The following is a 21568-nucleotide window of genomic DNA, read 5'->3' as shown; positions in this document are numbered from 1 at the left end:
GTGGGAGAGTAGGACGCCGCCGAACAATCATTGCGGGAAGCCCCGCACCAGACCCTCACAGGTCCGGTGCGGGGCTTTTCTGCGTTCAGCCTCGGAAACCCGGGAGCGGGCCAGAATCCGCCGGATGCCCGGCATGGGGTCCGGCTGGTTCCGGGTTGACGGCTCGTAGGGTTGGGAGATGGGCTACGACCTCGTCATCTTCGACAACGACGGCGTGCTGGTGGATAGTGAGCCGCTCGCCAACACGATCCTCGCCGGGTACCTGAGCGAGCTCGGGCACCCCACCTCGTACGAGGAGTCCCTCCGCGACTACATGGGTTCCGCGGTGCACCGCGTGCACGATCTCGTCCTCGAGCGGACCGGGCAGCGGCTGCCCGACGACTTCGACACCACGCTGCACGCGCGGACGGTCGCCGGCTTCGAGCGGGAACTGCGGCCGGTGCCCGGAGTGGAGGAGGTCCTCGGAGAATTGACCGCCCATGGGATCGGGTACTGCCTGGCCTCCTCCGGAAGCCACGAGCGGATCCGCGTCGGGCATCGGGTGGCCGGGCTCGACGGGTGGTTCGAAGAGGAGTGGATCTTCAGCTCCCAGGACGTCGGCCAGGGGAAGCCGGCGCCCGACCTCTTCCTGCACGCGGCCCGGTCCATGGACGTGGAACCCGCGCGCTGCGTGGTGGTCGAGGACAGCCCGCTCGGCATCCAGGCCGCCGTCGCCGCGGGGATGGACGTGTTCGCCTTCACGGCGATGCTGCCGGCGGACCGGCTGCCTGGTGCCACCGCCTACTTCGGGGACATGAAGCAGCTCCCGGGGCTCTTGCAACTGCCCGTGTGATCGCTCTACCCACCGGTAGTCACCGGGCCTACGCTGGCCCGCCATGACGGTTGATGTGCGGCTGCGGCGCGGCCGCGGTGCCCTCGGGCTCGGCTTCTTCGCGCAAGGTGTCGCCTTCGCGCTGCTCGTGACCCGGATCCCGGCGATCCAGGACCGGTACGGGATATCCGACGGCCTGCTGCCCGCCTTCCTCGCCGCCGTGCCGGTGCTCGCGGGCGTCGCGAGCGTGGCCACCGAGCACCTGGTGAAGCGGGTCCCTCCCAGTGCGGTACTCCGGTGGTCGCAGCCCGTGGTGCTGCTGGCGCTGCTCGGCGTCGGAGCGGGCGACCGGATGTGGCACCTGGCGGTGGCCCTGGGGGTGTTCGGGCTGTCGGTGGGGGCGCTGGACGCCTCGATGAACATGCTGGGGGTGAGGCTCCAGCGGGAGTACGGGCGCAGCATCATGCTCGGCTTCCACGCCGTCTACAGCCTCGGGGGGATCGTCGGTGCCTCGGCCGCCTGGGCGGGGGCGCATTGGCGTCTGGACCTGCTGCTGGGCTACCTGCCGGCCGTGGCGGTGCTGGTGCCGCTGGTCCTGCTGGGCAGCCGCGCCTATGTCGACGCGCCCGTCACGAAGGGCGGCGGGCGAGCCGGGGAGAAGGGGCTCGGGGCCGGAGGAGGCAAGCTGCTGCTGCCGCTGTGCCTGGTGATGGCGTGTGCGTACATCGGGGACTCGACGGTGGCGAACTGGAGTGCCAAGTACCTGCAGGACGTGCTGGGCGGCTCCGAGCAGCTGGCGACCGTGCCGTACAACGTCTACATGGTCACGACCCTGATCGGGCGGGCCGTCGGGGACCTGGGTGTGCGGCGGTTTGGGGCGGCGGCCGTGGTGCGGGGCGGGACGGTGGTCGCGGCCGGCGGGTTCGCGGTCGTGGCGGTGGCGCCGGGCGCGTGGGTGGGGATGCTGGGGTTCACCCTGCTGGGCCTCGGGCTGTGCGTGATCGTGCCGCAGACCTTCGCGGCCGCCGGGAGGTTGTTCCCGGGCGGCTCGGACACCGCGATCGCCCGGTTGAACATCTTCAACTACGTCGGGTTCCTGATCGGCTCGCCGCTCGTGGGCGGCATCGGGGACGCGTGGAGCTATCGGGGTGCGATGCTCGTGCCGATGGTGCTCGTGCTGGTCACGCTGTTCCACGCCCGCTCGTTCGGCGTGCGGGACGCCCGATACGGTGTCGGGCATGAGCGGCCGCGGGTTGTTGATGTGGGACGAGGCGGTGACCGGGTATGACTTCGGGCCCGACCATCCGATGGATCCGGTGCGTCTGGCACTGACCATGGGCCTGGTGCGCGCCTTCGGGCTGGACCGGGCCATGGAGGTGCGGGCGGCCTCGGCGGCGGGGGAGTCGACGCTGAGGCTCGTGCACCGGGAGGACTACGTCGCCGCGGTGCGCGCGGTGTCGGCCGATCCGGGGCTCGCCGACGGCTCGTACGGGCTGGGCACCATGGACGATCCGGCGTTCCGGGGGATGCACGAGGCGTCGGCGCTGATCGCCGGGCAGTCGGTGGCGGGCGCGGAGGCCCTCTGGCGGGGCGAGGCGGGGCACGCGGTGAACTTCGCGGGCGGGCTGCACCACGCCATGCCGGGCGGAGCGGCCGGTTTCTGCGTGTACAACGACGCGGCGCTGGCCATCGCGCGGCTGCTGGAGCTCGGGGCGGAGCGGGTCGCCTACGTGGACGTGGACGTCCACCACGGGGACGGGGTGCAGGCGGCGTTCTGGGACGACCCGCGGGTGCTGACGGTCTCCCTGCACGAGCACCCGCGGACGCTGTTCCCGCAGACGGGCTGGCCGCAGGAGACGGGTGGTGCGGCGGCCGAGGGCTCGGCGGTGAACGTCGCGCTGCCGGCCGGGACGGGGGACGAGGGGTGGGTGCGGGCCTTCCACGGCGTCGTGCCGGAGCTGCTGGCCGATTTCCGGCCGCAGGTGCTGGTGACCCAGCACGGGGCGGACACGCACTTCGAGGACCCGCTCGCGCACCTGGCGGTGTCCCTGGACGCGCAGCGGGCCGTGCAGGAGTCCTGCCACCGGCTGGCGCACGAGTACGCGGACGGGCGGTGGCTGGCGCTGGGCGGCGGGGGGTACGCGGTGGTGGACGTCGTACCGCGGTCGTGGACGCACCTGGTGGCGATCGCGGCGCACCGGCCGGTGGATCCGGCGGCGGCGGTCCCGGCTTCGTGGCGGGACGAGGTGTACGCGCGGACGCGGCAGTTGGCGCCGGCGCGGATGACGGACGGGCGTGACGTGCGGTGGCGGGAGTGGGAGGCGGGCTACGACCCGGCGGACCGCACGGACCAGGCCGTGCTCGCGACGCGGCGCGCGGTGTTCCCGCTGCGGGGGATGTTGGCCTGATGATGCATCGTTACGCCAACTGTGGGGCTGTTCGGCTGAATTGATGATCCGCCAGGGGCGGTGGTGGAGCATCGGAGGGTGTTGAGCTCCGGCGCGCTGCGTGCGCATCTGCTGGCCGCCCGGTTGGCCGGGCCCGTCGCGACGTCCCGGGAGGTGAGCCTGCGCAGTTACCGGCTGTTCGCGGCGGGTGATCCGCGGGTGTTGCTGGGACTGGATCCGGAGCGGGCGTGGGGCGAGGGTGATCTGCTGAGGCTGATGGCGGACAAGTGCGGGGTCTCGGCGGATCCGGCGCACGTCAGCGGGCCGGACGTGATCGATCCGGAACGGACGATGGCCGCGCTGGACGCCTTCGCGGGGCGGCTCGGGGAGGCGGCCGGGGCGCGTTCGCCGGTGTTGTTCGGGACGGGGCATCCGCACCGCCTCCTGGGTTTCTACGCCGGGTTGGCCGAGGCGATGTCGGCGGTGGGCTGTGTTGTCCTCACCCCGGCGCAGGGGGTGAGTGTCGACATGGCGACCCGGTTCGGCGTACGCACGCACCGCATCGATTACGTACGGGGGGTCGCACTGGTGCGGGAGCCCGGCGTGCGGTCGGCGGGGAATGCCACCGGCGCGCACTCCCATTCGCCGCTGCCGGTGCGGCTCGCGCTGGGGGCCCTGGCGGAGGCCGGCGGGCCGTTGCCGGAGTTGGTGGTGGGGGATCACGGATGGGTCTGCGGTGCTGGTCAGCTGGGTGTGGAGGCGATCGGGCTGGCGGACACGGACGATCCCGCGCTGTTCGTCGGCGAAGCCGAGGGGAGGGTGGCGGTGGCCGTCCCGATCGATGACGCGGTACGGGCGGACCACTACCGGCCCCTTACTCGCTATGTGCTCGATCGGGCCAGTCTGTCGGGGCGTCAGGAGTGGCCGTAGCTCCTCTTCCCCACTCGTATCACGCGCCCCTACTCTGGGGAGTGAGCGTGCGACGACGAGGAGTAACCGGAGGGGAAGCCGGTGCCCGTCATGCGCGGAAGGTCAAGGTGTGTCATGGCTGCTGGCGAGAGGCCTCTCAGTGAGGTTCAGTTCCTGACCGTGGCGGAGGTCGCCTCGGTGATGCGAGTGTCGAAGATGACCGTGTACCGGCTGGTGCACAACGGTCATCTGCCCGCAATCCGGGTGGGCCGGTCCTTCCGGGTCCCCGAGAACGCGGTTCACGAGTACCTCCGAGAGTCCTATGTGGGGGTGGAGTCGGCCTGAGACTGACCTCGGCACGCCCTCGGATTACAAGCTCGGAGCTCGGGACGGTAGGCTAGGCCGACGTAGGTCGTGTGGGCCCCGACGCCCCGCACCGAATGAAGAGAAGTGAGCGAGGGTAGTCGTGGGCTCTGTTATCAAGAAGCGGCGCAAGCGGATGGCTAAGAAGAAGCACCGCAAGCTGCTCAAGCGCACCCGCGTCCAGCGCCGTAACAAGAAGTAGACGGCAGCTGTACGTGTTTTCCGCAGCCCCTCCACCATCCTGGTGGGGGGGCTGTGGTGCAGCCGGGGGACTTCTTCTAGGGAGGCGCTGAGCTCGTGGGGAAGGTCGTACTCGTCACCGGGGCTGCCCGGCAGCTGGGCGGCCGCTTCGTGCGCCGCATCCAGCGCGATCCGGATGTCGAGCGGGTGATCGCGGTCGACGCGGTGACCCCGCCGCACCGGCTCGGATCGGCCGAGTTCGTGCGGACGGACATCAGGCAGTCGGCGATCGCCCGCGTGCTGGCCGAGCACGCGGTGGACACGGTGGTCCATCTGGCGGTCACCGGCGGCAGTGTGGGGACCGGCGGGGCGCACAGCACCGTCAAGGAGACGAACGTCATCGGGACGATGCAGCTCCTCGGGGCCTGCCAGAAGTCGCCGACGATCCGCCGGCTCGTGGTGAAGTCCAGTACCAGTGTGTACGGGGGCACCTCGCGGGATCCGGCCGTCTTCACCGAGACCACGCAGCCCAAGTCGCTGCCGGCCGGCGGGTTCGCCAAGGACGCCGCCGAGGTCGAGGGCTATGTGCGCGGCTTCGCGCGCAGGCGGCCGGACGTCGCGGTGTGTGTGCTGCGGTTCGCGAACATCCTGGGCCCCTTCGCCGATTCCGCGCTCGCCGAGTACTTCTCGATCCCCGTGATGCCGACCGTGCTGGGCTACGACCCGCGGTTGCAGTTCGTCCACGAGGACGACGTGCTGGACGTGTTGCGGCTGGCGGCGAAGGAGCCGCGGCGCGGGACGCTGAACAGCGGGACCTTCAACATCGCGGGTGACGGAGTCCTGCTGCTGTCGCAGTGCTCGCGGCGGCTGGGGCGGCCCACGCTTCCGCTGCTGCTGCCGGCCGTGACCTGGATGGGGTCGGCGCTGCGGGCGGTCGGGATCACCGACTTCTCCCCGGAGCAGATAAGGCTCCTCACGCACGGCCGGGTCGTGGAGACCACGCAGATGCGGGACGTGCTCGGCTTTGAGCCGGTGTACACGACCGCCGAGGCCTTCGCGGACTTCGCCCGGAGCCGCGGGGGCGGCCTGCTGCCTCCGGAACGGGCGGCGCGGGCCGTGGACCGGGTGGCGGCCGTGCTGAAGGTGGACGGGCCGGATGTCGGTGTGGACGCGGTGGAAGGAGCGAGGAAATAGTGGCGGACGCCAAGGTGATTCCCTTCGACGAGGACCGGCCGCGCCGGCGGGCGCCCCGCAGGATGCGGGCGGTGTCCGCTTCCGATCCGCAGTCGGAGCCGACGGCTCCGACCGCCGGTGCGGCCCCGGACGCGCCCGCGGACGCGGCCGGGCCGGAGGTGGAGTCCGCGGGTCGCGGCGGCCTGGAGCGGCGGATCGCGGGCGGGCTGGCCTTCCTGAGGCGCCGGGTCACCGGCGAGTACGACGTCGACGAGTTCGGCTACGACAAGGAGCTGACGGACCAGGTCCTGATGTCCCTGATGCGGCCGCTGTTCGACAAGTACTTCCGGGTCGAGGTCAAGGGCATCGAGAACATCCCGGAGCAGGGCGGTGCGCTGATCGTGGCGAACCACTCGGGGACGCTGCCGCTGGACGGGCTGATGCTGCAGGTGGCCGTGCACGACCGGCACCCGGCGCAGCGGCACCTGCGGCTGCTCGCGGCGGATCTGGTGTTCATGCTGCCGGTGGTGAACGAGCTGGCCAGGAAGGCGGGCCACACCCTGGCCTGCGCGGAGGACGCCCAACGGCTGCTGGAGGCCGGGGAGCTGGTCGGGGTGATGCCCGAGGGCTTCAAGGGGATAGGGAAGCCGTTCGGGGACCGGTACAAGCTGCAGCGCTTCGGGCGGGGCGGGTTCGTGTCGACGGCGCTGCGTGCGGGGACGCCGATCGTGCCGTGCTCGATCGTGGGGGCGGAGGAGATCTACCCGATGATCGGCAACGCCAAGACGCTGGCGCGGCTGCTGGGGATCCCGTACTTCCCGATCACGCCGACGTTCCCGTGGCTGGGGCCGCTCGGGGCGGTGCCGCTGCCGACGAAGTGGACGATCCAGTTCGGGGAGCCGATCGCCACCTCGGGCTACGCGGCGGAGGCGGCGGAGGACCCCATGCTGATGTTCAACCTGACGGACCAGGTGCGGGAGCAGATCCAGCACACGCTGTACAAGCTGCTGGTGCAGCGCAGGTCCGTGTTCTTCTGACGCGGCGCAGAAGGCCGGCGGGGCTGCCCACAGCCCCGCCGGCCTTCTGCGTCTGCTACTCCGTGTCCTCCGCGTCGATGCCCAGGCCCGGCAGGAGGCCGGGGAGCAGCGGCGGGAGGGTGATGTCGGGCCTGGGCTGTTCCGGGGCGCCCGGGGAGGGCGCGGCGGGTTGGCCCGTGGGCGGGTTCAGCAGGTCGCCCGTACCGCCCAGGAGGCCGCCCGGGGTGGGGGTCCGGCTGCTGCTGCCGGAGGGGGACGGCTGCGCGGGGCTGGCCGGCGGGGCGTCGGCGGCCGGTGCGGAAGTCTGCTTCCCGCTCGGGGTACCCGGCTTGGCCGGGGTTCCGGACGAGCCGGATCCGCGGTTCTGCTCGGGTGGTTTGGGAAGCAGGCCCTGCAACGGTGCCACGTCTTCGTCTATGGCCTGGAAGACCGACTCCACCTCGCCGCCCACGTCCGTGAGCTGCGCGGGGAGCCTCTCCTTGAGCTTGCCCCACGCGTCGCGGTGGGAGCGGGAGAACGAGGACAGCGCCTGGATGGGGCCGAGCTCGCCGTTGCGTTCGTACGCCGCTTGGAGGAGCCGGTGGCCCTCTTCCGCGTCGTGCTTCACCCCCGCCAGGGCTCTGCGGATCTCGCCCAGGACCTCGTGGTCCAGCACGCTGCCGCCCCTGCCGCGCTCCATCAGCCTGCGGGCTTCCGAGAGGCGGTTCGAGGCCTGGTCGAGATAGAGCTCGCCCCGGTCCGAATCGCCGTCGGCCATCCCGAGCTTCAGGTCCTCCATGCCCCGTTTCACGGGGTAGAGGTGGTCACCGGGCAGGGCGTCGGAACTGGCAGCTGCCACTCCGCTGAAGGCCCCCGCGGCCACACCTACGGTGAGGCCGCCCGCTGCGATGCCCTTGGACCAGCGGGAGCGGGGCCGCATCTTCCGGAGCGAGGTCGCCCGGTGGGCGCCGCGGCCGGTCCGCTGTTCGGGCACCTGAGGGTCCGAGGCGGCACCGCCCCCGGCCCTCTCCTCCAGCACCATGGCCTCCATGGCGGCAACGAGCTGGGCTCGCTGCACCACTTTGACCTCTGGGTCCAGCACTGGGCGCGGCATACGTTCGCCGAGCACGCTCGCCAGGGCCAACAGCCGGTTGTGGTCGGCAGGTTCGGCAGGTGCCTCGGACTGCTCTGCCGCCGGGTCCGGTTCCGAAAGGTCGGACGGGGTCCGATCCTCCAGGGCCTGGGCGAAGGCGTTCGCCCGCCGGTGCGGAGTCACGTTCGCGATCACTGGCGGCACCTCCTCTCGTCATGACGATCGACTCCCCAGGGTGTCCGGAAGGTTGCCTTCCTTGAGCACATCCACACGTTCGGGTGAGCGGCTTCGGGTAGGGCTTGTCCACAGGGGGTCTGCATTCCGCACAACGAGCGTCGCGGCACTTGGGTTACGGACGAAGGATGATCGGACCACAGCGTCATCGAGGGGTCACCGGATGTATGTGAGTTCGCGTTGACAGGTGAAGGGGGTCAGCGGGCGTCGTCCGGGAGGAGGCGGGCCAGTGTCCGCACCGCCCGGTACTGGAGCGTCTTGATGGCTCCCTCGTTCTTCCCCATGACCCGGGCCGTCTCCGCGACGGACAGGCCTTGCAGGAAGCGCAGGGTCACGCACTCCTGCTGTTGCGGGTTGAGTTTGCGCACGGCTTCCAGCAGGGCCGCGTTGGACAGGGACTCCAGGACGGAGTCCTCGGGGCTGCGCTCGACCTCGTTGGCGTCGAGCATCTCGCCGGTGGTGACCTCCAGCCGGAAGCGGCTGGACTTGAAGTGGTCGGCCACCAGGTTGCGGGCGATCGTCACCAGCCAGGCGCCGAAGTCGCGGCCCTGCCAGGTGAAGGTGGAGATGCGGCGCAGGGCGCGCAGGAAGGTCTCGCTGGTGAGATCCTCCGCCGTGGCCTTGCCGCCGACGCGGTAGTAGATGTAGCGGTAGACCGTGTCGCTGTACTGGTCGTAGAGGCGGCCGAAGGCGTCGGCCTCGCCGGCCTGGGCGCGTTCGACCAGGTCCATCATGCGGGCCTGGTCGCTGTCCGCGGTGGGGCGGCGTGGGGTGGCCTGGGTGCTCGTGCCGGCGGCTCCGTTCGAGCCTCCGGACGCGCGACCTCGTCTGCCCACCGTCGCTCCGCCGTCGGTCAGGGCATAGCAAGGACCGGCCGGGCCGAGTCCGGCGGGGACCGCGGTGGCGAAGGCGGGGACGGCGTACGCGGTGGGGACGAAGCCGCGCAGGTGGTCGAGGACCGTTGCGCGCAGCGTAGCCAGGCCCGAGGCGTCAACCCCGACAGGTGGGTACACGGGACTCCCAGAGGCAGAGCTTCCATCACGTGCAGTGCGGGACCGTTCACCCGTCGTGGCGACAGATGGCCGGTGGCATGCGTTTGAGGAGAATAACGCTTCGTACAGGCAGCGCTACACCCAGTTGCACAAATCACCGGTTCCGACGTTTCCGTTGCCTGTCGAGGGCATATTCAGTCGCGATTGGTGATCGTTTGCTGATCACTTCAGTGCGCGGAATGGACGCTTCCATGGGGGCTCGCGACCGAGTGGGGCAGGCCGGAGTGCCGCGCCGGGAGCGCGGGTAGAGGTGTGCGAATGCGGGTGCTCCGACCGGGGGTGGCGCGGTCGCGGGTCCGGGCCCGTCCGGGGCCCGGCCGGGTCACTTCCGGCGGCGGTGCAGAGCCAGGGCGGCGGCCGCGCCGCCCGCGATCGCGCCGACTCCGGCGGCGGCCGGGACGCCGACCTTCACGGCCTTGCGGCCGGTGCGATAGTCGCGCAGCCGCCAGTCGTGGGTGCGGGCGTGCTTGCGCAGTTTTGTGTCGGGATTGATCGCGTACGGATGCCCGACCAGTGACAGCATGGGGATGTCGTTGTGCGAATCGCTGTAGGCGGCGCAGCGTTCGAGGTCCAGGCCCTCGGCGGCGGCCAGGGCGCGGACCGCCTCCGCCTTGGCGGGGCCGTGCAGCGGTTCGCCGACCAGGCGCCCGGTGTAGATCCCGTCGACGGACTCGGCGACGGTGCCGAGGGCGCCGGTCAGCCCGAGCCGGCGGGCGATGATCGTGGCGGTCTCGACGGGGGCGGCGGTGACCAGCCACACCTTCTGGCCGGCGTCGAGGTGGGCCTGGGCCAGCGCGCGGGTGCCCGGCCAGATCCGCTCGGCCATGTACTCGTCGTAGATCTCCTCGCCGATGGCCGTCAGTTCCGAGACCTTGTGGCCCTTGACGATGGACAGGGCGCTCTCGCGGGCGTCCTGCATGTGCTCGGGATCCTCGACGCCGGCCAGCCGGAACCAGGCCTGCTGCCAGGCGAAGCGGGCGAGCTCGCGGCGGCGGAAGAACTCGCGCTTGTAGAGGCCGCGGCCGAAGTGGAAGATCGCGGCGCCCTGCATCACGGTGTTGTCGAGGTCGAAGAAGGCGGCGGCGAGGTCGTCGCCCGCGACGGGGAAGACCGGTTCTCCCACCGCGGCCGCGAGGGCGTCGAGGTCGGTGTCGAGATCGGGTTCCGTGCGGTGCGGCACCCCGGTCAGCGCGGTCTTGCGGGCGGCTTCGGCCGAGGCCTCGCCGGCCAGCACGCTCCGCGCGCTCGCGGAGCGCCTCCGGGGGGTGAGCCATCCGAGAGGGGCCATGCGGCGAGCATAGCCACTGTGTTCGGGAGTTCTCGAACCGGTGGGAAACGGAGGTGTGAACACTTCGGGAGAATGGGGCCATGAGCCCTTTGTTGCGACGCAAGGAAAAGAAGCGTCCCGCCGACCGGATGGTGACGCTCGTCGGGAAGCCCGGGTGCCACCTGTGCGACGACGCGCAGGAGGTCGTCGAGCGGGTCTGCGCGGAGACCGGGGCGCAGTGGGAGAAGAAGGACATCACGCAGGACGAGGAGCTCCACCGGCTGTACTGGGAGCAGATTCCGGTGGTGCTGGTGGACGGCGAGCAGCACACCTTCTGGCGGGTGAACCCGGACCGGCTGCGGCGGGCACTGGAGGGCTGACCCCCGCCGCGCTGGAGGGCTGACCCCCGCCCCGGTTACCATCATGGGCGATTTGTGGGGGCTCGGGGGCGTATCTGTGAGGAGTGTGTACAGTTTTGCCCCCCTTGGGATTTGAACGGGTTCGGCGTGCCGTCGGTTCCGCTCCGGCGTGGCGGGGTCGCGTGACCCCGGTCACTTTGGTCGGACAAAATGGACACAATCTTTGTGCACGCGTTCACAAAGGCATAGCCTGCTGTCGACGGGGCGGTCCTGGGACAAGTGGCCGCCTGCAGCCCCGCTCATCCCGCAGGAGCATCGTGGCAACTGGCCGAACTCACCGACCGGCGACCCGCAGCCGAGGTATTCCCGAGGCCACTGTCGCCCGGCTTCCGCTGTACTTGCGCGCCCTCACCGCGCTCTCCGAGCGATCGGTGCCCACGGTGTCCTCCGAGGAGCTCGCGGCCGCCGCCGGAGTCAACTCCGCGAAGCTGCGCAAGGACTTCTCCTACCTGGGCTCCTACGGCACCCGCGGCGTGGGCTACGACGTGGAGTACCTCGTCTACCAGATCTCCCGCGAACTCGGCCTCACCCAGGACTGGCCCGTCGTCATCGTCGGCATCGGCAACCTCGGCGCGGCCCTCGCCAACTACGGCGGCTTCGCCTCGCGCGGTTTCCGCGTCGCGGCGCTGATCGACGCCGACCCGGCGATGGCCGGCAAGCCGGTGGCCGGGATCCCCGTGCAGCACACCGATGAACTGGAGAAGATCATCGAGGAGAACGGGGTCTCGATCGGCGTCATCGCGACTCCGGCCGGGGCCGCGCAGCAGGTCAGCGAGCGGCTGATCGCCGCCGGTGTCACCTCCATCCTGAACTTCGCCCCGACCGTGCTCTCCGTGCCCGACGGCGTGGACGTGCGCAAGGTCGACCTGTCGATCGAGCTCCAGATCCTGGCGTTCCACGAGCAGCGCAAGGCCGGCGAGGAAGCCGCCGCCGCGGCTGCCGAGGGCGGCTCGTCCGTGGGCGGCGCGGCCCCCGCCGCGGCCGTGGTCCCGCCGGCCGGGCGGGCCGCCGCCGAGGCCCGCAAGGGCGGTCCCGAGGGAGACGTGCCGGCGGTGATGCCGGCATGAGTCTGCTCGTCGTTGGGCTGAGTCACCGCAGCGCCCCGGTGAGCGTGCTGGAGCGCGCCTCGCTGTCCGCGGACGCCAAGGCCAAGCTGCTGCACGACACCCTCGCCGCCGAGCCGGCGACGGAGGCTGCGGTGCTCGCCACGTGCAACCGGATCGAGCTGTACGCCGACGTGGACAAGTTCCACGCCGGTGTCGCCGAGCTGTCCACGCTGCTGGCGCAGCACAGCGGGGTGGCTCTGGAAGAGCTCACTCCCTATCTCTACGTGCACTACGAGGACAGGGCGGTGCACCACCTGTTCTCGGTGGCGTGCGGCCTGGACTCGATGGTGGTGGGCGAGGGGCAGATCCTCGGCCAGATCAAGGACGCGCTGGCCCTGGGCCAGGAGCTGCACACCGCCGGGCGGCTGATCAACGACCTGTTCCAGCAGGCGCTGCGGGTCGGCAAGCGGGCGCACTCCGAGACCGGGATCGACCGGGCCGGGCAGTCGCTGGTCACCTTCGGGCTCGAGCAGCTCGCCGGCGCGCGGGTGCCGGTGGACCGGTGGGCCGCCGGCAAGCGGGCGCTGGTGATCGGGGCCGGGTCGATGTCCTCGCTGGCTGCGGCCACGCTGGCGCGGGTCGGCGTCGCCGAGATCGTGGTGGCGAACCGGACCGCGGAGCGGGCGGAGCGGCTGGCGGAGATTCTGGTTGCCTCGGGCACCGGGGTGAAGGCCGCCGCGGTGCCGATGGACTCGGTGGCGGATGAGTTGACACGAGTCGACGTGGTCGTCTCGTGCACGGGTGCCACCGGACTGGTACTGAGTCTGGAGGACGTGCTCGCCGCCGTGTCCCGGGGCTCCGCCGACGGGCTCGCGCCGACCGCGGTGGGCGCGGCTGACGCCCCCGGTGCGATGCGGGTCACCGACCGGGGCTCCGCCCCGGACTCCGCGCCTCATTCCCCGGCGGGGCTGGACCCCGCGGTCGTGGCGCGGCTCGCCGCTGCCGCTCAGGGCGGCGGCCGGCTGGCCGACGCCGGGGCCGCGCGGACCATCGCCGCGCCCGCCGAGGCCGACGGGTGCCCCGTGGGGCCCGACGGGCGCTCGGCGCTGACCGGGGTCGACTCCAGCTCCCTGGAGCTGCACGGGACCTGGGCCGACCAGGGCGAGGCCGCCGCCCAGCGGCAGCCCCGGCGTGGCACCCGTACGCCCTCCGACGGCGCGGGCGGGGCGCGGCTCGCCCTGCTGGACCTGGCCATGCCCCGGGACATCGACGCCGCCGTGCACCGGATCCCCGGGGTGCGGCTGGTCGACATCGAGAGCCTCGCCGAGGCGTCCGCGGACGCCCCCATGGCCGCCGACGTCGACGCCGTGCGCGCGATAGTCGCCGGGGAGGTGGCGGCCTTCGGCGCGGCCCAGCGGGCCGCGCACATCACGCCCACCGTCGTCGCCCTGCGCGCCATGGCCGCCGAGGTGGTGGCCATGGAAGTGGCGCGGCTCGACGGGCGGGTGCCCGATCTCGACGAACGGCAGCGGGCCGAGGTCACCCAGACCGTGCGCCGCGTCGTCGACAAGCTCCTCCACGCGCCGACCGTGCGCGTCAAGCAGCTCGCGAGCGAGCCCGGCGGCGCCGGGTACGCGGAGGCGCTGCGCGAACTCTTCGACCTCGACCCTCAGACGGTGGCTTCCGTCAGCCGGGCAGACGCGGCCGATCCGATGAACGACGACGACCCAGGACGGGCATCATGAACACACGTCCCGACCAGCCGCTGCGGCTCGGTACGCGGCGGAGCAAGCTGGCCATGTCCCAGTCGGGCCACGTCGCCGAGGCGGTGCGGGCGGTCACCGGCCGACCCGTCGAGCTCGTGGAGATCACGACGTACGGCGACGTCTCGCGCGAGCACCTCGCGCAGATCGGCGGGACGGGCGTGTTCGTCACGGCGCTGCGCGACGCGCTGCTGCGCCGGGAGGTCGACTTCGCCGTGCACTCGCTGAAGGACCTGCCGACCGGGCAGCCCGGCGACCTCGTGATCGCGGCCATGCCGCGGCGCGAGGACGTGCGGGACGCGCTCGTCGCGCGGGACGGCCTGACCTTCGAGCAGCTGCCCGACGGGGCCCGGATCGGTACCGGTTCGCCGCGGCGGACGGCCCAGCTGAACCACTACGCCCGCTCGCTCGGCAAGCGGATCGAGACCGTGCCGATCCGCGGCAACGTCGACACCCGCATCGGATTCGTCCGCGACGGGGAGCTGGACGCGGTCGTGCTCGCCGCCGCCGGTCTGAACCGGATCGGGCGCAGTGACGAGGCCACCGACCTGCTGTCGGTCGACCACGTGCTGCCCGCTCCCGGCCAGGGGGCCCTGGCCGTGGAGTGCCTCGCGTCCGACACCGCCCTCATCGCCGCGCTCGGCGAGCTCGACGACCCGCTCACCCGGGCCGCCGTGACCGCGGAGCGTTCCCTGCTCGCCGCCCTGGAGGCCGGCTGCAGCGCACCCGTGGGCGCGCTCGCCGACCTTCACCCGCTCTCGGCTCCGCTCGAGCGGGAGGACCCCCGCGCCGGCGCCCAGATTGTCAATGAGATGCGCCTGCGCGGAGTCGTCGGAACCCTCGACGGCTCGACGCTGGTGCAGCTGTCCACCACCGGTCCCGTGCCCCAGTCGTATGACGAGGCCATGTCTCTCGGTCGCGAACTCGCGGACGAGATGCTGGCCAAGGGCGCGGCCGGTCTGATGGGGGAGCGATCGCTTTGAACCCCTCAATTCCGACCACCTCCGCCTTCCCGGCATTCGCCGCCCACGGGCACGTCACCTTCCTCGGTGCCGGCCCCGGCGACCCGGGTCTGCTGACGCTGCGCGCCGTCGAGGCACTGGCCGCCGCGGACGTGCTGATCGCGGAGCCCGAGGTGCTCGACGTCGTGCGGACGCATGCCCGCGCGGGTGTCGACACGCCGCAGCTGACGATCGCTGACGAAGTGTCAGCAGCCGCCGGTGTCCCGGTGATCCGCGACGCCGCCAATCTTGTCATGGAGGCCGCGCGGTCCGGCAGGCGGGTCGTGCGTGCCGTGACCGGCGACCCCGGCCTCGACGGGAACGCGGCCGAGGAGATGCTCGTCTGCGCCACCGCCGGCATCCCCTTCGAGGTGGTGCCGGGCGTCGCGACCGCCGTCGGCGTGCCCGCGTACGCCGGTGTGCCGCTGAGCGACAAGCAGGGCGCGGACGTGCGCTTCGTGGACGCGAAGAACGCCTCGGCGCGCTGCTGGAGCGAGGTGGGGGCGAGCGACGGGATCCTCGTCGTCTCCGCGACGCTGGAGACCGTGGCGAGCGCCGCCGCCGAGCTTGTGGGCGCCGGGCGCAAGTCCGACACCCCGCTGACGGTGACCGTCGCCGGTACGACGACGCGCCAGCGGACCTGGTCCGCGACGCTGGGCACGATCGCCCAGGTGTTCAAGCAGGGCAAGGTGCTCCCCTCGCCCGAGGGCGCCCGGCCGGTCATAGCCGTGGTCGGTGAGCACAGCGCCGCCGCGCGGCGCGAGGAGCTGGCCTGGTTCGAGTCGAAGCCGCTGTTCGGCTGGCGGGTGCTCGTACCGCGCACGAAGGAGCAGGCCGCCTCGCTCTCCGACCAGCTGCGTTCGTACGGTGCGGTGCCGCACGAGGTGCCGACGATCGCCGTGGAGCCGCCGCGGACCCCGCAGCAGATGGAGCGGGCCGTGAAGGGCCTGGTGACGGGCCGCTACGAGTGGATCGCCTTCACCTCCGTCAACGCCGTGAAGGCGGTGCGCGAGAAGTTCGAGGAGTACGGGCTCGACGCGCGGGCCTTCGCGGGCATCAAGGTCGCCGCGGTGGGCGAGCAGACCGCGGCCTCGCTGGTGGAGTTCGGCGTGAAGCCGGACCTGGTGCCCAGCGGGGAGCAGTCCGCGGCCGGGCTGCTGGAGGACTGGCCGCCCTACGACCCGGTCTTCGACCCGATCGACCGGGTGTTCCTGCCGCGGGCCGACATCGCGACCGAGACGCTGGTCGCCGGGCTGATCGAGCTCGGCTGGGAGGTCGACGACGTCACCGCCTACCGGACGGTGCGCGCGTCGCCGCCGCCGGCGGACACGCGTGAGGCGATCAAGGGCGGCGGCTTCGACGCCGTGCTCTTCACGTCCTCCTCCACGGTCCGCAACCTGGTCGGGATCGCGGGCAAGCCGCACAACGTGACCGTCATCGCGTGTATCGGGCCGGCGACGGCCAAGACCGCGGAGGAGCACGGCCTGCGCGTCGACGTCCTCTCCCCGGAGCCGTCGGTGTCGAAGCTGGCGGAGGCGCTGGCCGAGTACGGCGCGGCGCGCCGCGAGGCGGCCAAGGAGGCCGGCGAGACGGTGTTCCGGCCGAGCGAGCGGCGGCCGGGGGCACGCCGGCGGCGGACCACCTAGGTCCTGTCGTCGAAGTGGCGCCGGGCCAGGCGGGCCTAGGACGACAGGGCCCGGCGGTGGGCTGAGCAGGACACGGGGGCGGGGCCCGGCGGCTGGACGCGCCGGGCCCCGCCCCCCGTCGGGCCGCCGTGGGCCCCGCGGGGGCGGGCCCGGGGCCGGGTCGGGGTCGCGGGCCCCTACGCTTGTCGGGACTGTTCTCGATGCTCGAAGAGGCGACGACAAGATGAGCTCGTACGGATCCTTCCCCGGCTCGCGGCCCCGGCGGCTGCGCACCACCCCGGCGATGCGGCGGATGGTCGCGGAGAACCGGCTGCACCCCTCCGACCTGATCCTCCCGGCGTTCGTGCGCGAGGGCATCAGCGAACCCCTGGCCATCTCGGCGATGCCGGGCGTGGTCCAGCACACGCGGGACACGCTGCGCAAGGCCGCGGTGGAGGCGGTGGAGGCGGGTGTCGCGGGGATCATGCTGTTCGGGGTCCCCGCGGACGAGAACAAGGACGCGCGGGGCACGGCGGGCACCGAGCCCGACGGGATCCTGCAGCTCGCGATCCGCGACGTGAAGGCGGAGGTCGGCGACGACCTGGTGATCATGTCGGACCTGTGCCTGGACGAGTACACCGACCACGGCCACTGCGGGGTCCTGGACGCGCGGGGCCGGGTCGACAACGACGCGACGCTGGAGCGGTACGCCGAGATGGCGCAGGTCCAGGCCGACGCGGGCGTCCACGTGGTGGGCCCGAGCGGGATGATGGACGGCCAGGTCGGGGTGGTCCGCGACGCGCTGGACGAGACCGGCCACGAGGACGTCTCGATCCTGGCCTACACGGCGAAGTACTCCTCCGCCTTCTACGGCCCCTTCCGCGAGGCCGTCGCCTCCTCCCTCCAGGGCGACCGCAAGACCTACCAGCAGGACCCGGCGAACGCGCGGGAGTCCCTGCGGGAGCTGGCGCTGGACCTGGAGGAGGGCGCCGACATGGTCATGGTCAAGCCGGCGGGCCCCTACCTGGACATCCTGTACCGGGTGGCGCAGTCGGTCGACGTGCCGGTGGCGGCCTACCAGATCAGCGGCGAGTTCGCGATGATCGAGGCGGCGGCGGAGAAGGGCTGGATCGAGCGCGACCGCGCCATTGTGGAAACGCTGCTGGGCATCAAGCGGGCCGGCGCCGACACGATCCTGACCTACTGGGCCACAGAGGTCGCGGGCTGGCTGCGCAACGCCTGAGACGGGCCGTTCACCGCGCGTCGAGGGGACCGGGGGCGCACTCTGGAGGGAGGGCGACCCCTGGAGGTGATGGATCGTGTCCACGCTCGTCGGGTGGCACGTGGAGCTCGAATTCACCGAGGAGGGCCACCGCACGAGTGCGGCGGCCCTGGTCAGGCTCGGGGACGGCTCCGAGATGAGGGCGCGCGGCTATGCCCTGCGCCATCCTTCCGACCCCGAGCAGCTGAGGGTCGGGGAGGAGATCGCGGGTGCTCGTGCGCTCATGGACCTCGCGTCGCAGATGCTGCAGAAGGCGCACTCCGAGATCGACGAGGCCACGGGCCGGCATTCCTATCCGCTGAACCGCTGAACCGCTGAACCGCTGGGCCGTTGAGCCGTCGTCCGCGTCGGCTCTCCGGCCGCGGCCCGTCAGCGGGTCCGGCGGTCGAACAGGGCGGACGCCAGCGCAACGGCGACGGCTGTGATCGCGGTGCACCAGGTCACGGCCAGCCAGGGGGCGTTGCCCGCGGGCTGGTCCAGCAGCAGTGCGCGCAGCGACTCGATCACCGGGGTGAGCGGCTGGTGGTCGGCGAAGCCGTGGAGCCAGTCCGGCATGGTGCCGATGGGGACGAAGGCGCTGGACGGGTAGGGCAGGAACATCATCAGGAAGGTGAACCCGCCCGCCGCTTCCGGCGACGCGGCGAGCAGGCCGAGCGTCGCCGCCAGCCAGGAGATCGCCGTGATGTACAGGACGAGGAGCGCGGCCGCGGCCAGGTAGGCGGAGGCCGAGCCCTGCGGCCGGAAGCCGATGGCGAGGGCGACGACCAGGACCAGGCCGGTGGAGACCAGGTTGCGCAGGACCGAGGCGGTGACGTGGCCGGCGAGGATCGCGATGCCCCCCACGTCCCGGGAGCGGAAGCGGTCGATCACGCCGTTCTTCATGTCCTCGGCCACGCTGACGGCGGTGCTCGCCGCGCCGAAGCCCGCGCAGAGCAGCATGGCTCCGGGGACCACGTACGTCACGTACCGCGTCCCGGTGTCGATGGCCCCGCCGAAGAAGTAGACGAAGATCAGCATCAGGACGACCGGCAGCATCAGGGCGGTGATCAGTGCGTCCGGCCTGCGGCTGCTGATGCGCACGCCGCGGCCGGCCAGGGTGAGGGCGGAGGAGGTCATGGGGCGGCTCCCGTCAGGGTGAGGAACACGTCGTCCAGGGTGGCCGTGCGGACCGTGAAGCGGTCCACGCCGGTGCGGTCGGGGTCGACTTCGTCGAGCAGCGCCCGGACGTGGGCGGCGCTGCCGTCGGTGGGCAGCCCGAGGGTGAGGTCCTCCGGGGCGAGGTGGACGGCCCGAGGGACGAGCGCCCGGTAGGCGGCCGCTGTCGTCAGCGTCAGGTCGAGCCGGTGGCCCGCGACGCGCGCCTTGAGCGTGGCGGGGGTGCCCTCGGCGGCGATCCTGCCCTCCGACAGGACGGCGACGCGGTCGGCGAGCCGGTCGGCCTCCTCCAGATACTGGGTGGTCAGCAGCACGGTCGTGCCGTCGGTGCGCAGTTCCCTCACGAGCTCCCACAGGTTTTGGCGGCTGCGCGGGTCCAGGCCGGTGGTCGGCTCGTCCAGGAAGAGCACCTCCGGCCGGGAGACGAGGCCGGCGGCGAGGTCGAGGCGCCGCCGCATGCCGCCCGAGTAGGTCTTCGCCGTGCGCCCGGCGGCCTCGGCGAGCCCGAACCGCTCCAGCAGTTCGCCGGCGCGGGTACGGGAGTCGCGCGCCGAGAGCCCGGCCAGGCGGCCCATCATGCGGAGCGTCTCGGCGCCGGTCTGGAGGTCGTCGACGGCCGCGAACTGGCCGGTGAGGCTGATGCGCTCGCGTACGCGGGAGCGTGCGGAGGCGATGTCGTACCCGGCGACGCGGGCGCTGCCGGAGTCCGGGGCGGTGAGGGTGGCGAGCAGGCGGACGGTGGTGGTCTTGCCGGCGCCGTTGGGCCCGAGGAGGGCGAGGACGCTGCCGCGCGGAACGGCCAGGTCGATGCCGTCGAGGACGCGGAGGTCGCCGTAGGACTTGGTGAGGCCGGTGGCATGGATACCGAGGTCGTACGTGGTCATCCGGGACCACGCTCCCTTCTGCGTATGGCTTACGCTCTTCTGTGTAAGTAATACACAGAACTAGGATGTGGGTCAACGGCGTTCGAGGGAGCAGGCGGCGATGGCGAAGGAACCGGCGGGCGGGACCGGGCTGCCGGCGAGCCTGGAAATGGCCTGGGGCCTGCGCGAACGCCCCGGCAAGGGCCCGCGCCCCACGCTCACGCTCCCGCGGATCGTGGACGCGGCGATGGCGCTGGCCGCGGCCGAGGGCATCGAGGCCGTCTCCATGGGCCGGGTGGCCAAGGAGCTGGGCGTCTCCACCATGTCCCTCTACCGGTACGTCACCGCGAAGGAGGAGCTCTACATCCTGATGGCGGACGCGGGCGTGGGTCTGCCGCCGGCGCCGATGCCGACGCCGCCCGGTGGGGAGCCGCGGGGGTGGCGGGAGCTGGTCTCGGAGTGGGCGTACGCGCAGCGGGCCGTCCTGATGGCCAACACCTGGATCCTGCGCATCCCGATCACCGCGGCGCCGGTCAGCCCGAACCAGCTCGCCTGGATGGAACGGGGGCTCGCGGCGCTGGCCGACACCGGGCTGGAGGAGGGCGAGAAGATCTCGGCGATCATCCTGATCGGCGGGCTCGTGCGGAACGAGGCCGTCATGGCGGCGGACATGATGGACGCGATTTTGAAGTCCGGCGTGGCGCCGGACCAGGTGATGGCCCAGTACGTGCGCACGCTACGGCTGATGACCGGCCCGGACACGCACCCGGCGGTGACGCGGCTGCTGGAGTCCGACGCGTTCACGGGGTCCGGCGAGCCGGACTTCCAGTTCGCGTTCGGATTGGGCCGCGTGCTGGATGGTCTGGCCGAGCTGATCAGCTCGCGGGGCCGGCCCAAGCCGTGAGGTCGGCCCAGGCGGCGGGGGCCAGGGCCAGGGTCGGGCCGTCCGTGACCTTGGAGTCACGGACGTGCACCGTGTCCGTCCCGGTGGCGACCTCCAGGCAGTTGCCGCCCTCGCTGCCGCTGTAGCTGGACTTGAACCACGTGAGTTCGGTGCTCATGGATCTCCTAGCAGCCGTTTCAACAGGTCCCTGGTTTCCTCGGGGTTGAGGGCCTGTGTTCGCAGCATTGCATACTTCTGCGAGAGGATGCTGACCTCGTCGAGGTCGGAGACGACCAGGCTGCCGCGGTGCGTTTCCAGGTACGCGATGTGCTGATGGTCCGGGGTCTCCAGCAGGACGAACGGGCCGTCCAAGGCCGGATGGCGGACCCGGTTCAACGGTAGAACTTGGATCGACACGCCCGTCAGTTCGGAGCAGGACAGCAGGTACCGGAGCTGCTCGTCGAGAACTTCCCGGCCTCCGAGCGGGCAGGTGAGCACGGGCTCCCAGATCACGAAGCTGGCCAGCATCGGCTTCTCGCGCCGCAACGTGGACTGGCGGTCCATGCGTGCGGCCGTCTGATCCGCGACCTCGCTGTCGGCGTACAGCGGGACGCGGCTGTGGAAGACGGCCTCGGCGTACGCCTTGGTCTGGAGCAGGCCCGGGATGACCTGGTTTTCGTACGAGGACAAGGCAGCGGCCTTCTGCTCCAGATTGATCAGCGGTTCTGCCCAGGCGGGGATCACGTCGATCTGCGGCATCTTGTGCGCGGCAACGGTGAGAACGCCGGGCAGTCCCAGGATCTGGTCCATCAATTCCGCCACGTCCGGCATCAAGGGCCGTCTGCCCTGCTCGATGGAGGCGATGCTCTCCTCCTGAAGGCCGACGCGCTTGCCGAGCTCCTTCTGGGTCATTCCTGTTGCGACGCGGCAGACAGCCAACTGCTCCCCGACCATCTTCATCGCTGTCGCGTTGGGCCGTGCCCGCTTCCTTGGTGGCATGAACGTGAACTCCCCACCTGCGCCTGCCAAGTACCCGTACCAACCCG

General features: G+C 71.8%; 23 protein-coding genes. 16 read left to right on the top strand and 7 right to left on the bottom strand.

Going from position 1 to position 21568, the window contains the following annotated elements:
* The first annotated feature begins 178 nt into the window (after positions 1 to 178).
* The 8 genes from AC07FY_RS17725 to AC07FY_RS17690 all read left to right on the top strand — a co-directional run bounded on the left by AC07FY_RS17725 (position 179) and on the right by AC07FY_RS17690 (position 6860).
* Positions 179 to 832 carry an HAD family hydrolase gene (locus AC07FY_RS17725; RefSeq protein ID WP_479007054.1) on the top strand — a complete coding sequence of 218 codons (654 nt, stop codon included), beginning with the start codon at positions 179 to 181 and terminating at the stop codon, positions 830 to 832.
* A 43-nt stretch (positions 833 to 875) separates the two neighbouring features.
* Positions 876 to 2099 (top strand): MFS transporter, encoded by a 1224-nt coding sequence (locus AC07FY_RS17720; RefSeq protein ID WP_479007051.1) that lies wholly within the window; start codon positions 876 to 878, stop codon positions 2097 to 2099.
* Positions 2050 to 3219 carry an acetoin utilization protein AcuC gene (locus AC07FY_RS17715; protein WP_479007048.1) on the top strand — a complete coding sequence of 390 codons (1170 nt, stop codon included), beginning with the start codon at positions 2050 to 2052 and terminating at the stop codon, positions 3217 to 3219. The genes AC07FY_RS17720 and AC07FY_RS17715 overlap by 50 nt, the downstream gene beginning before the upstream one ends.
* A gap of 78 nt (positions 3220 to 3297) precedes the next feature.
* Positions 3298 to 4128: a phosphatase gene (locus tag AC07FY_RS17710; protein ID WP_479007046.1), complete on the top strand. Its 831-nt coding sequence runs from the start codon at positions 3298 to 3300 to the stop codon at positions 4126 to 4128.
* Between the two features lie 114 nt (positions 4129 to 4242).
* The gene (locus tag AC07FY_RS17705) at positions 4243 to 4452 is read left to right on the top strand and encodes a helix-turn-helix domain-containing protein (RefSeq protein ID WP_008738568.1); all 210 of its coding nucleotides are present in this window, start codon (positions 4243 to 4245) and stop codon (positions 4450 to 4452) included.
* A gap of 121 nt (positions 4453 to 4573) precedes the next feature.
* Positions 4574 to 4672 carry a 30S ribosomal protein bS22 gene (locus tag AC07FY_RS17700; protein ID WP_003948845.1) on the top strand — a complete coding sequence of 33 codons (99 nt, stop codon included), beginning with the start codon at positions 4574 to 4576 and terminating at the stop codon, positions 4670 to 4672.
* 95 nt (positions 4673 to 4767) lie between these two features.
* On the top strand, positions 4768 to 5844 hold the full coding sequence (locus AC07FY_RS17695) for an NAD-dependent epimerase/dehydratase family protein (RefSeq protein ID WP_479007043.1): 1077 nt from the start codon (positions 4768 to 4770) through the stop codon (positions 5842 to 5844).
* Positions 5844 to 6860: a lysophospholipid acyltransferase family protein gene (locus AC07FY_RS17690; RefSeq protein WP_479007040.1), complete on the top strand. Its 1017-nt coding sequence runs from the start codon at positions 5844 to 5846 to the stop codon at positions 6858 to 6860. Before AC07FY_RS17695 ends, AC07FY_RS17690 begins: the two co-directional genes overlap by 1 nt.
* A 55-nt stretch (positions 6861 to 6915) precedes the next feature.
* On the opposite strand, the gene AC07FY_RS17685 is transcribed toward AC07FY_RS17690, so the two are convergent.
* The 3 genes from AC07FY_RS17685 to AC07FY_RS17675 all read right to left on the bottom strand — a co-directional run bounded on the left by AC07FY_RS17685 (position 6916) and on the right by AC07FY_RS17675 (position 10506).
* Complete coding sequence (locus tag AC07FY_RS17685) at positions 6916 to 8127, bottom strand: DUF5667 domain-containing protein (RefSeq protein WP_479007037.1); 1212 nt, start codon at positions 8125 to 8127, stop codon at positions 6916 to 6918.
* 236 nt (positions 8128 to 8363) lie between these two features.
* A complete protein-coding gene (locus tag AC07FY_RS17680; protein ID WP_479007034.1) occupies positions 8364 to 9179 on the bottom strand; it encodes an ECF subfamily RNA polymerase sigma factor, BldN family in 816 nt (271 codons plus the stop codon).
* 361 nt (positions 9180 to 9540) lie between these two features.
* A complete protein-coding gene (locus AC07FY_RS17675; RefSeq protein ID WP_479007031.1) occupies positions 9541 to 10506 on the bottom strand; it encodes an HAD family hydrolase in 966 nt (321 codons plus the stop codon).
* Positions 10507 to 10586: 80 nt separating this feature from the next.
* Here AC07FY_RS17675 and AC07FY_RS17670 point away from each other — a divergent pair, with 80 nt between their 5' ends.
* The 7 genes from AC07FY_RS17670 to AC07FY_RS17640 all read left to right on the top strand — a co-directional run bounded on the left by AC07FY_RS17670 (position 10587) and on the right by AC07FY_RS17640 (position 17931).
* Complete coding sequence (locus AC07FY_RS17670; protein WP_479007028.1) at positions 10587 to 10865, top strand: glutaredoxin family protein; 279 nt, start codon at positions 10587 to 10589, stop codon at positions 10863 to 10865.
* A 296-nt stretch (positions 10866 to 11161) separates the two neighbouring features.
* Positions 11162 to 11971: a redox-sensing transcriptional repressor Rex gene (locus AC07FY_RS17665; protein WP_384228990.1), complete on the top strand. Its 810-nt coding sequence runs from the start codon at positions 11162 to 11164 to the stop codon at positions 11969 to 11971.
* A complete protein-coding gene (locus AC07FY_RS17660; RefSeq protein ID WP_479007024.1) occupies positions 11968 to 13695 on the top strand; it encodes a glutamyl-tRNA reductase in 1728 nt (575 codons plus the stop codon). Before AC07FY_RS17665 ends, AC07FY_RS17660 begins: the two co-directional genes overlap by 4 nt.
* Positions 13692 to 14696 (top strand): hydroxymethylbilane synthase, encoded by a 1005-nt coding sequence (hemC, locus tag AC07FY_RS17655; protein WP_479007021.1) that lies wholly within the window; start codon positions 13692 to 13694, stop codon positions 14694 to 14696. The genes AC07FY_RS17660 and hemC overlap by 4 nt, the downstream gene beginning before the upstream one ends.
* Positions 14693 to 16360 carry a bifunctional uroporphyrinogen-III C-methyltransferase/uroporphyrinogen-III synthase gene (locus AC07FY_RS17650; protein ID WP_479007018.1) on the top strand — a complete coding sequence of 556 codons (1668 nt, stop codon included), beginning with the start codon at positions 14693 to 14695 and terminating at the stop codon, positions 16358 to 16360. Before hemC ends, AC07FY_RS17650 begins: the two co-directional genes overlap by 4 nt.
* A 223-nt stretch (positions 16361 to 16583) precedes the next feature.
* Complete coding sequence (gene hemB, locus AC07FY_RS17645) at positions 16584 to 17582, top strand: porphobilinogen synthase (protein WP_479007015.1); 999 nt, start codon at positions 16584 to 16586, stop codon at positions 17580 to 17582.
* A 76-nt stretch (positions 17583 to 17658) separates the two neighbouring features.
* Positions 17659 to 17931, top strand: a complete 273-nt coding sequence (locus tag AC07FY_RS17640; RefSeq protein ID WP_479007012.1) for a DUF1876 domain-containing protein — start codon at positions 17659 to 17661, stop codon at positions 17929 to 17931.
* Positions 17932 to 17990: 59 nt separating this feature from the next.
* Here the strand turns inward: AC07FY_RS17640 and AC07FY_RS17635 are convergent, their stop codons facing one another.
* On the bottom strand, positions 17991 to 18737 hold the full coding sequence (locus AC07FY_RS17635; protein WP_479007009.1) for an ABC transporter permease: 747 nt from the start codon (positions 18735 to 18737) through the stop codon (positions 17991 to 17993).
* On the bottom strand, positions 18734 to 19660 hold the full coding sequence (locus AC07FY_RS17630) for an ATP-binding cassette domain-containing protein (protein ID WP_479007005.1): 927 nt from the start codon (positions 19658 to 19660) through the stop codon (positions 18734 to 18736). Before AC07FY_RS17630 ends, AC07FY_RS17635 begins: the two co-directional genes overlap by 4 nt.
* A gap of 100 nt (positions 19661 to 19760) precedes the next feature.
* On the opposite strand from AC07FY_RS17630, the gene AC07FY_RS17625 reads away from it, so the two are divergent.
* Positions 19761 to 20543, top strand: coding sequence for a TetR/AcrR family transcriptional regulator (locus AC07FY_RS17625; RefSeq protein WP_479007002.1), 783 nt, complete (start codon positions 19761 to 19763; stop codon positions 20541 to 20543).
* Here the strand turns inward: AC07FY_RS17625 and AC07FY_RS17620 are convergent.
* Positions 20515 to 20700, bottom strand: a complete 186-nt coding sequence (locus tag AC07FY_RS17620; protein ID WP_479006999.1) for a DUF397 domain-containing protein — start codon at positions 20698 to 20700, stop codon at positions 20515 to 20517. The genes AC07FY_RS17625 and AC07FY_RS17620 overlap by 29 nt on opposite strands.
* Complete coding sequence (locus AC07FY_RS17615) at positions 20697 to 21482, bottom strand: helix-turn-helix domain-containing protein (RefSeq protein WP_479006996.1); 786 nt, start codon at positions 21480 to 21482, stop codon at positions 20697 to 20699. The genes AC07FY_RS17620 and AC07FY_RS17615 overlap by 4 nt, the downstream gene beginning before the upstream one ends.
* Positions 21483 to 21568: the final 86 nt, after the last annotated feature.

This window comes from Streptomyces sp. NPDC045967 (assembly GCF_056430495.1).
The sequence above is the reverse complement of the archived record's forward strand: the minus strand, read 5'-3'. Positions and strand labels throughout refer to the sequence as shown.

Coding starts and splice junctions, on each gene's coding strand:
- AC07FY_RS17725 (WP_479007054.1), top strand. CDS start 179: ATGGGCTACGACCTCGTCATCTTCGACAACGACGGCGTGCTGGTGGAT.
- AC07FY_RS17720 (WP_479007051.1), top strand. CDS start 876: ATGACGGTTGATGTGCGGCTGCGGCGCGGCCGCGGTGCCCTCGGGCTC.
- AC07FY_RS17715 (WP_479007048.1), top strand. CDS start 2,050: ATGAGCGGCCGCGGGTTGTTGATGTGGGACGAGGCGGTGACCGGGTAT.
- AC07FY_RS17705 (WP_008738568.1), top strand. CDS start 4,243: ATGGCTGCTGGCGAGAGGCCTCTCAGTGAGGTTCAGTTCCTGACCGTG.
- AC07FY_RS17675 (WP_479007031.1), bottom strand. CDS start 10,506: ATGGCCCCTCTCGGATGGCTCACCCCCCGGAGGCGCTCCGCGAGCGCG.
- AC07FY_RS17670 (WP_479007028.1), top strand. CDS start 10,587: ATGAGCCCTTTGTTGCGACGCAAGGAAAAGAAGCGTCCCGCCGACCGG.
- AC07FY_RS17660 (WP_479007024.1), top strand. CDS start 11,968: ATGAGTCTGCTCGTCGTTGGGCTGAGTCACCGCAGCGCCCCGGTGAGC.
- hemC (WP_479007021.1), top strand. CDS start 13,692: ATGAACACACGTCCCGACCAGCCGCTGCGGCTCGGTACGCGGCGGAGC.
- hemB (WP_479007015.1), top strand. CDS start 16,584: ATGAGCTCGTACGGATCCTTCCCCGGCTCGCGGCCCCGGCGGCTGCGC.
- AC07FY_RS17635 (WP_479007009.1), bottom strand. CDS start 18,737: ATGACCTCCTCCGCCCTCACCCTGGCCGGCCGCGGCGTGCGCATCAGC.
- AC07FY_RS17630 (WP_479007005.1), bottom strand. CDS start 19,660: ATGACCACGTACGACCTCGGTATCCATGCCACCGGCCTCACCAAGTCC.
- AC07FY_RS17625 (WP_479007002.1), top strand. CDS start 19,761: ATGGCGAAGGAACCGGCGGGCGGGACCGGGCTGCCGGCGAGCCTGGAA.
- AC07FY_RS17620 (WP_479006999.1), bottom strand. CDS start 20,700: ATGAGCACCGAACTCACGTGGTTCAAGTCCAGCTACAGCGGCAGCGAG.
- AC07FY_RS17615 (WP_479006996.1), bottom strand. CDS start 21,482: ATGAAGATGGTCGGGGAGCAGTTGGCTGTCTGCCGCGTCGCAACAGGA.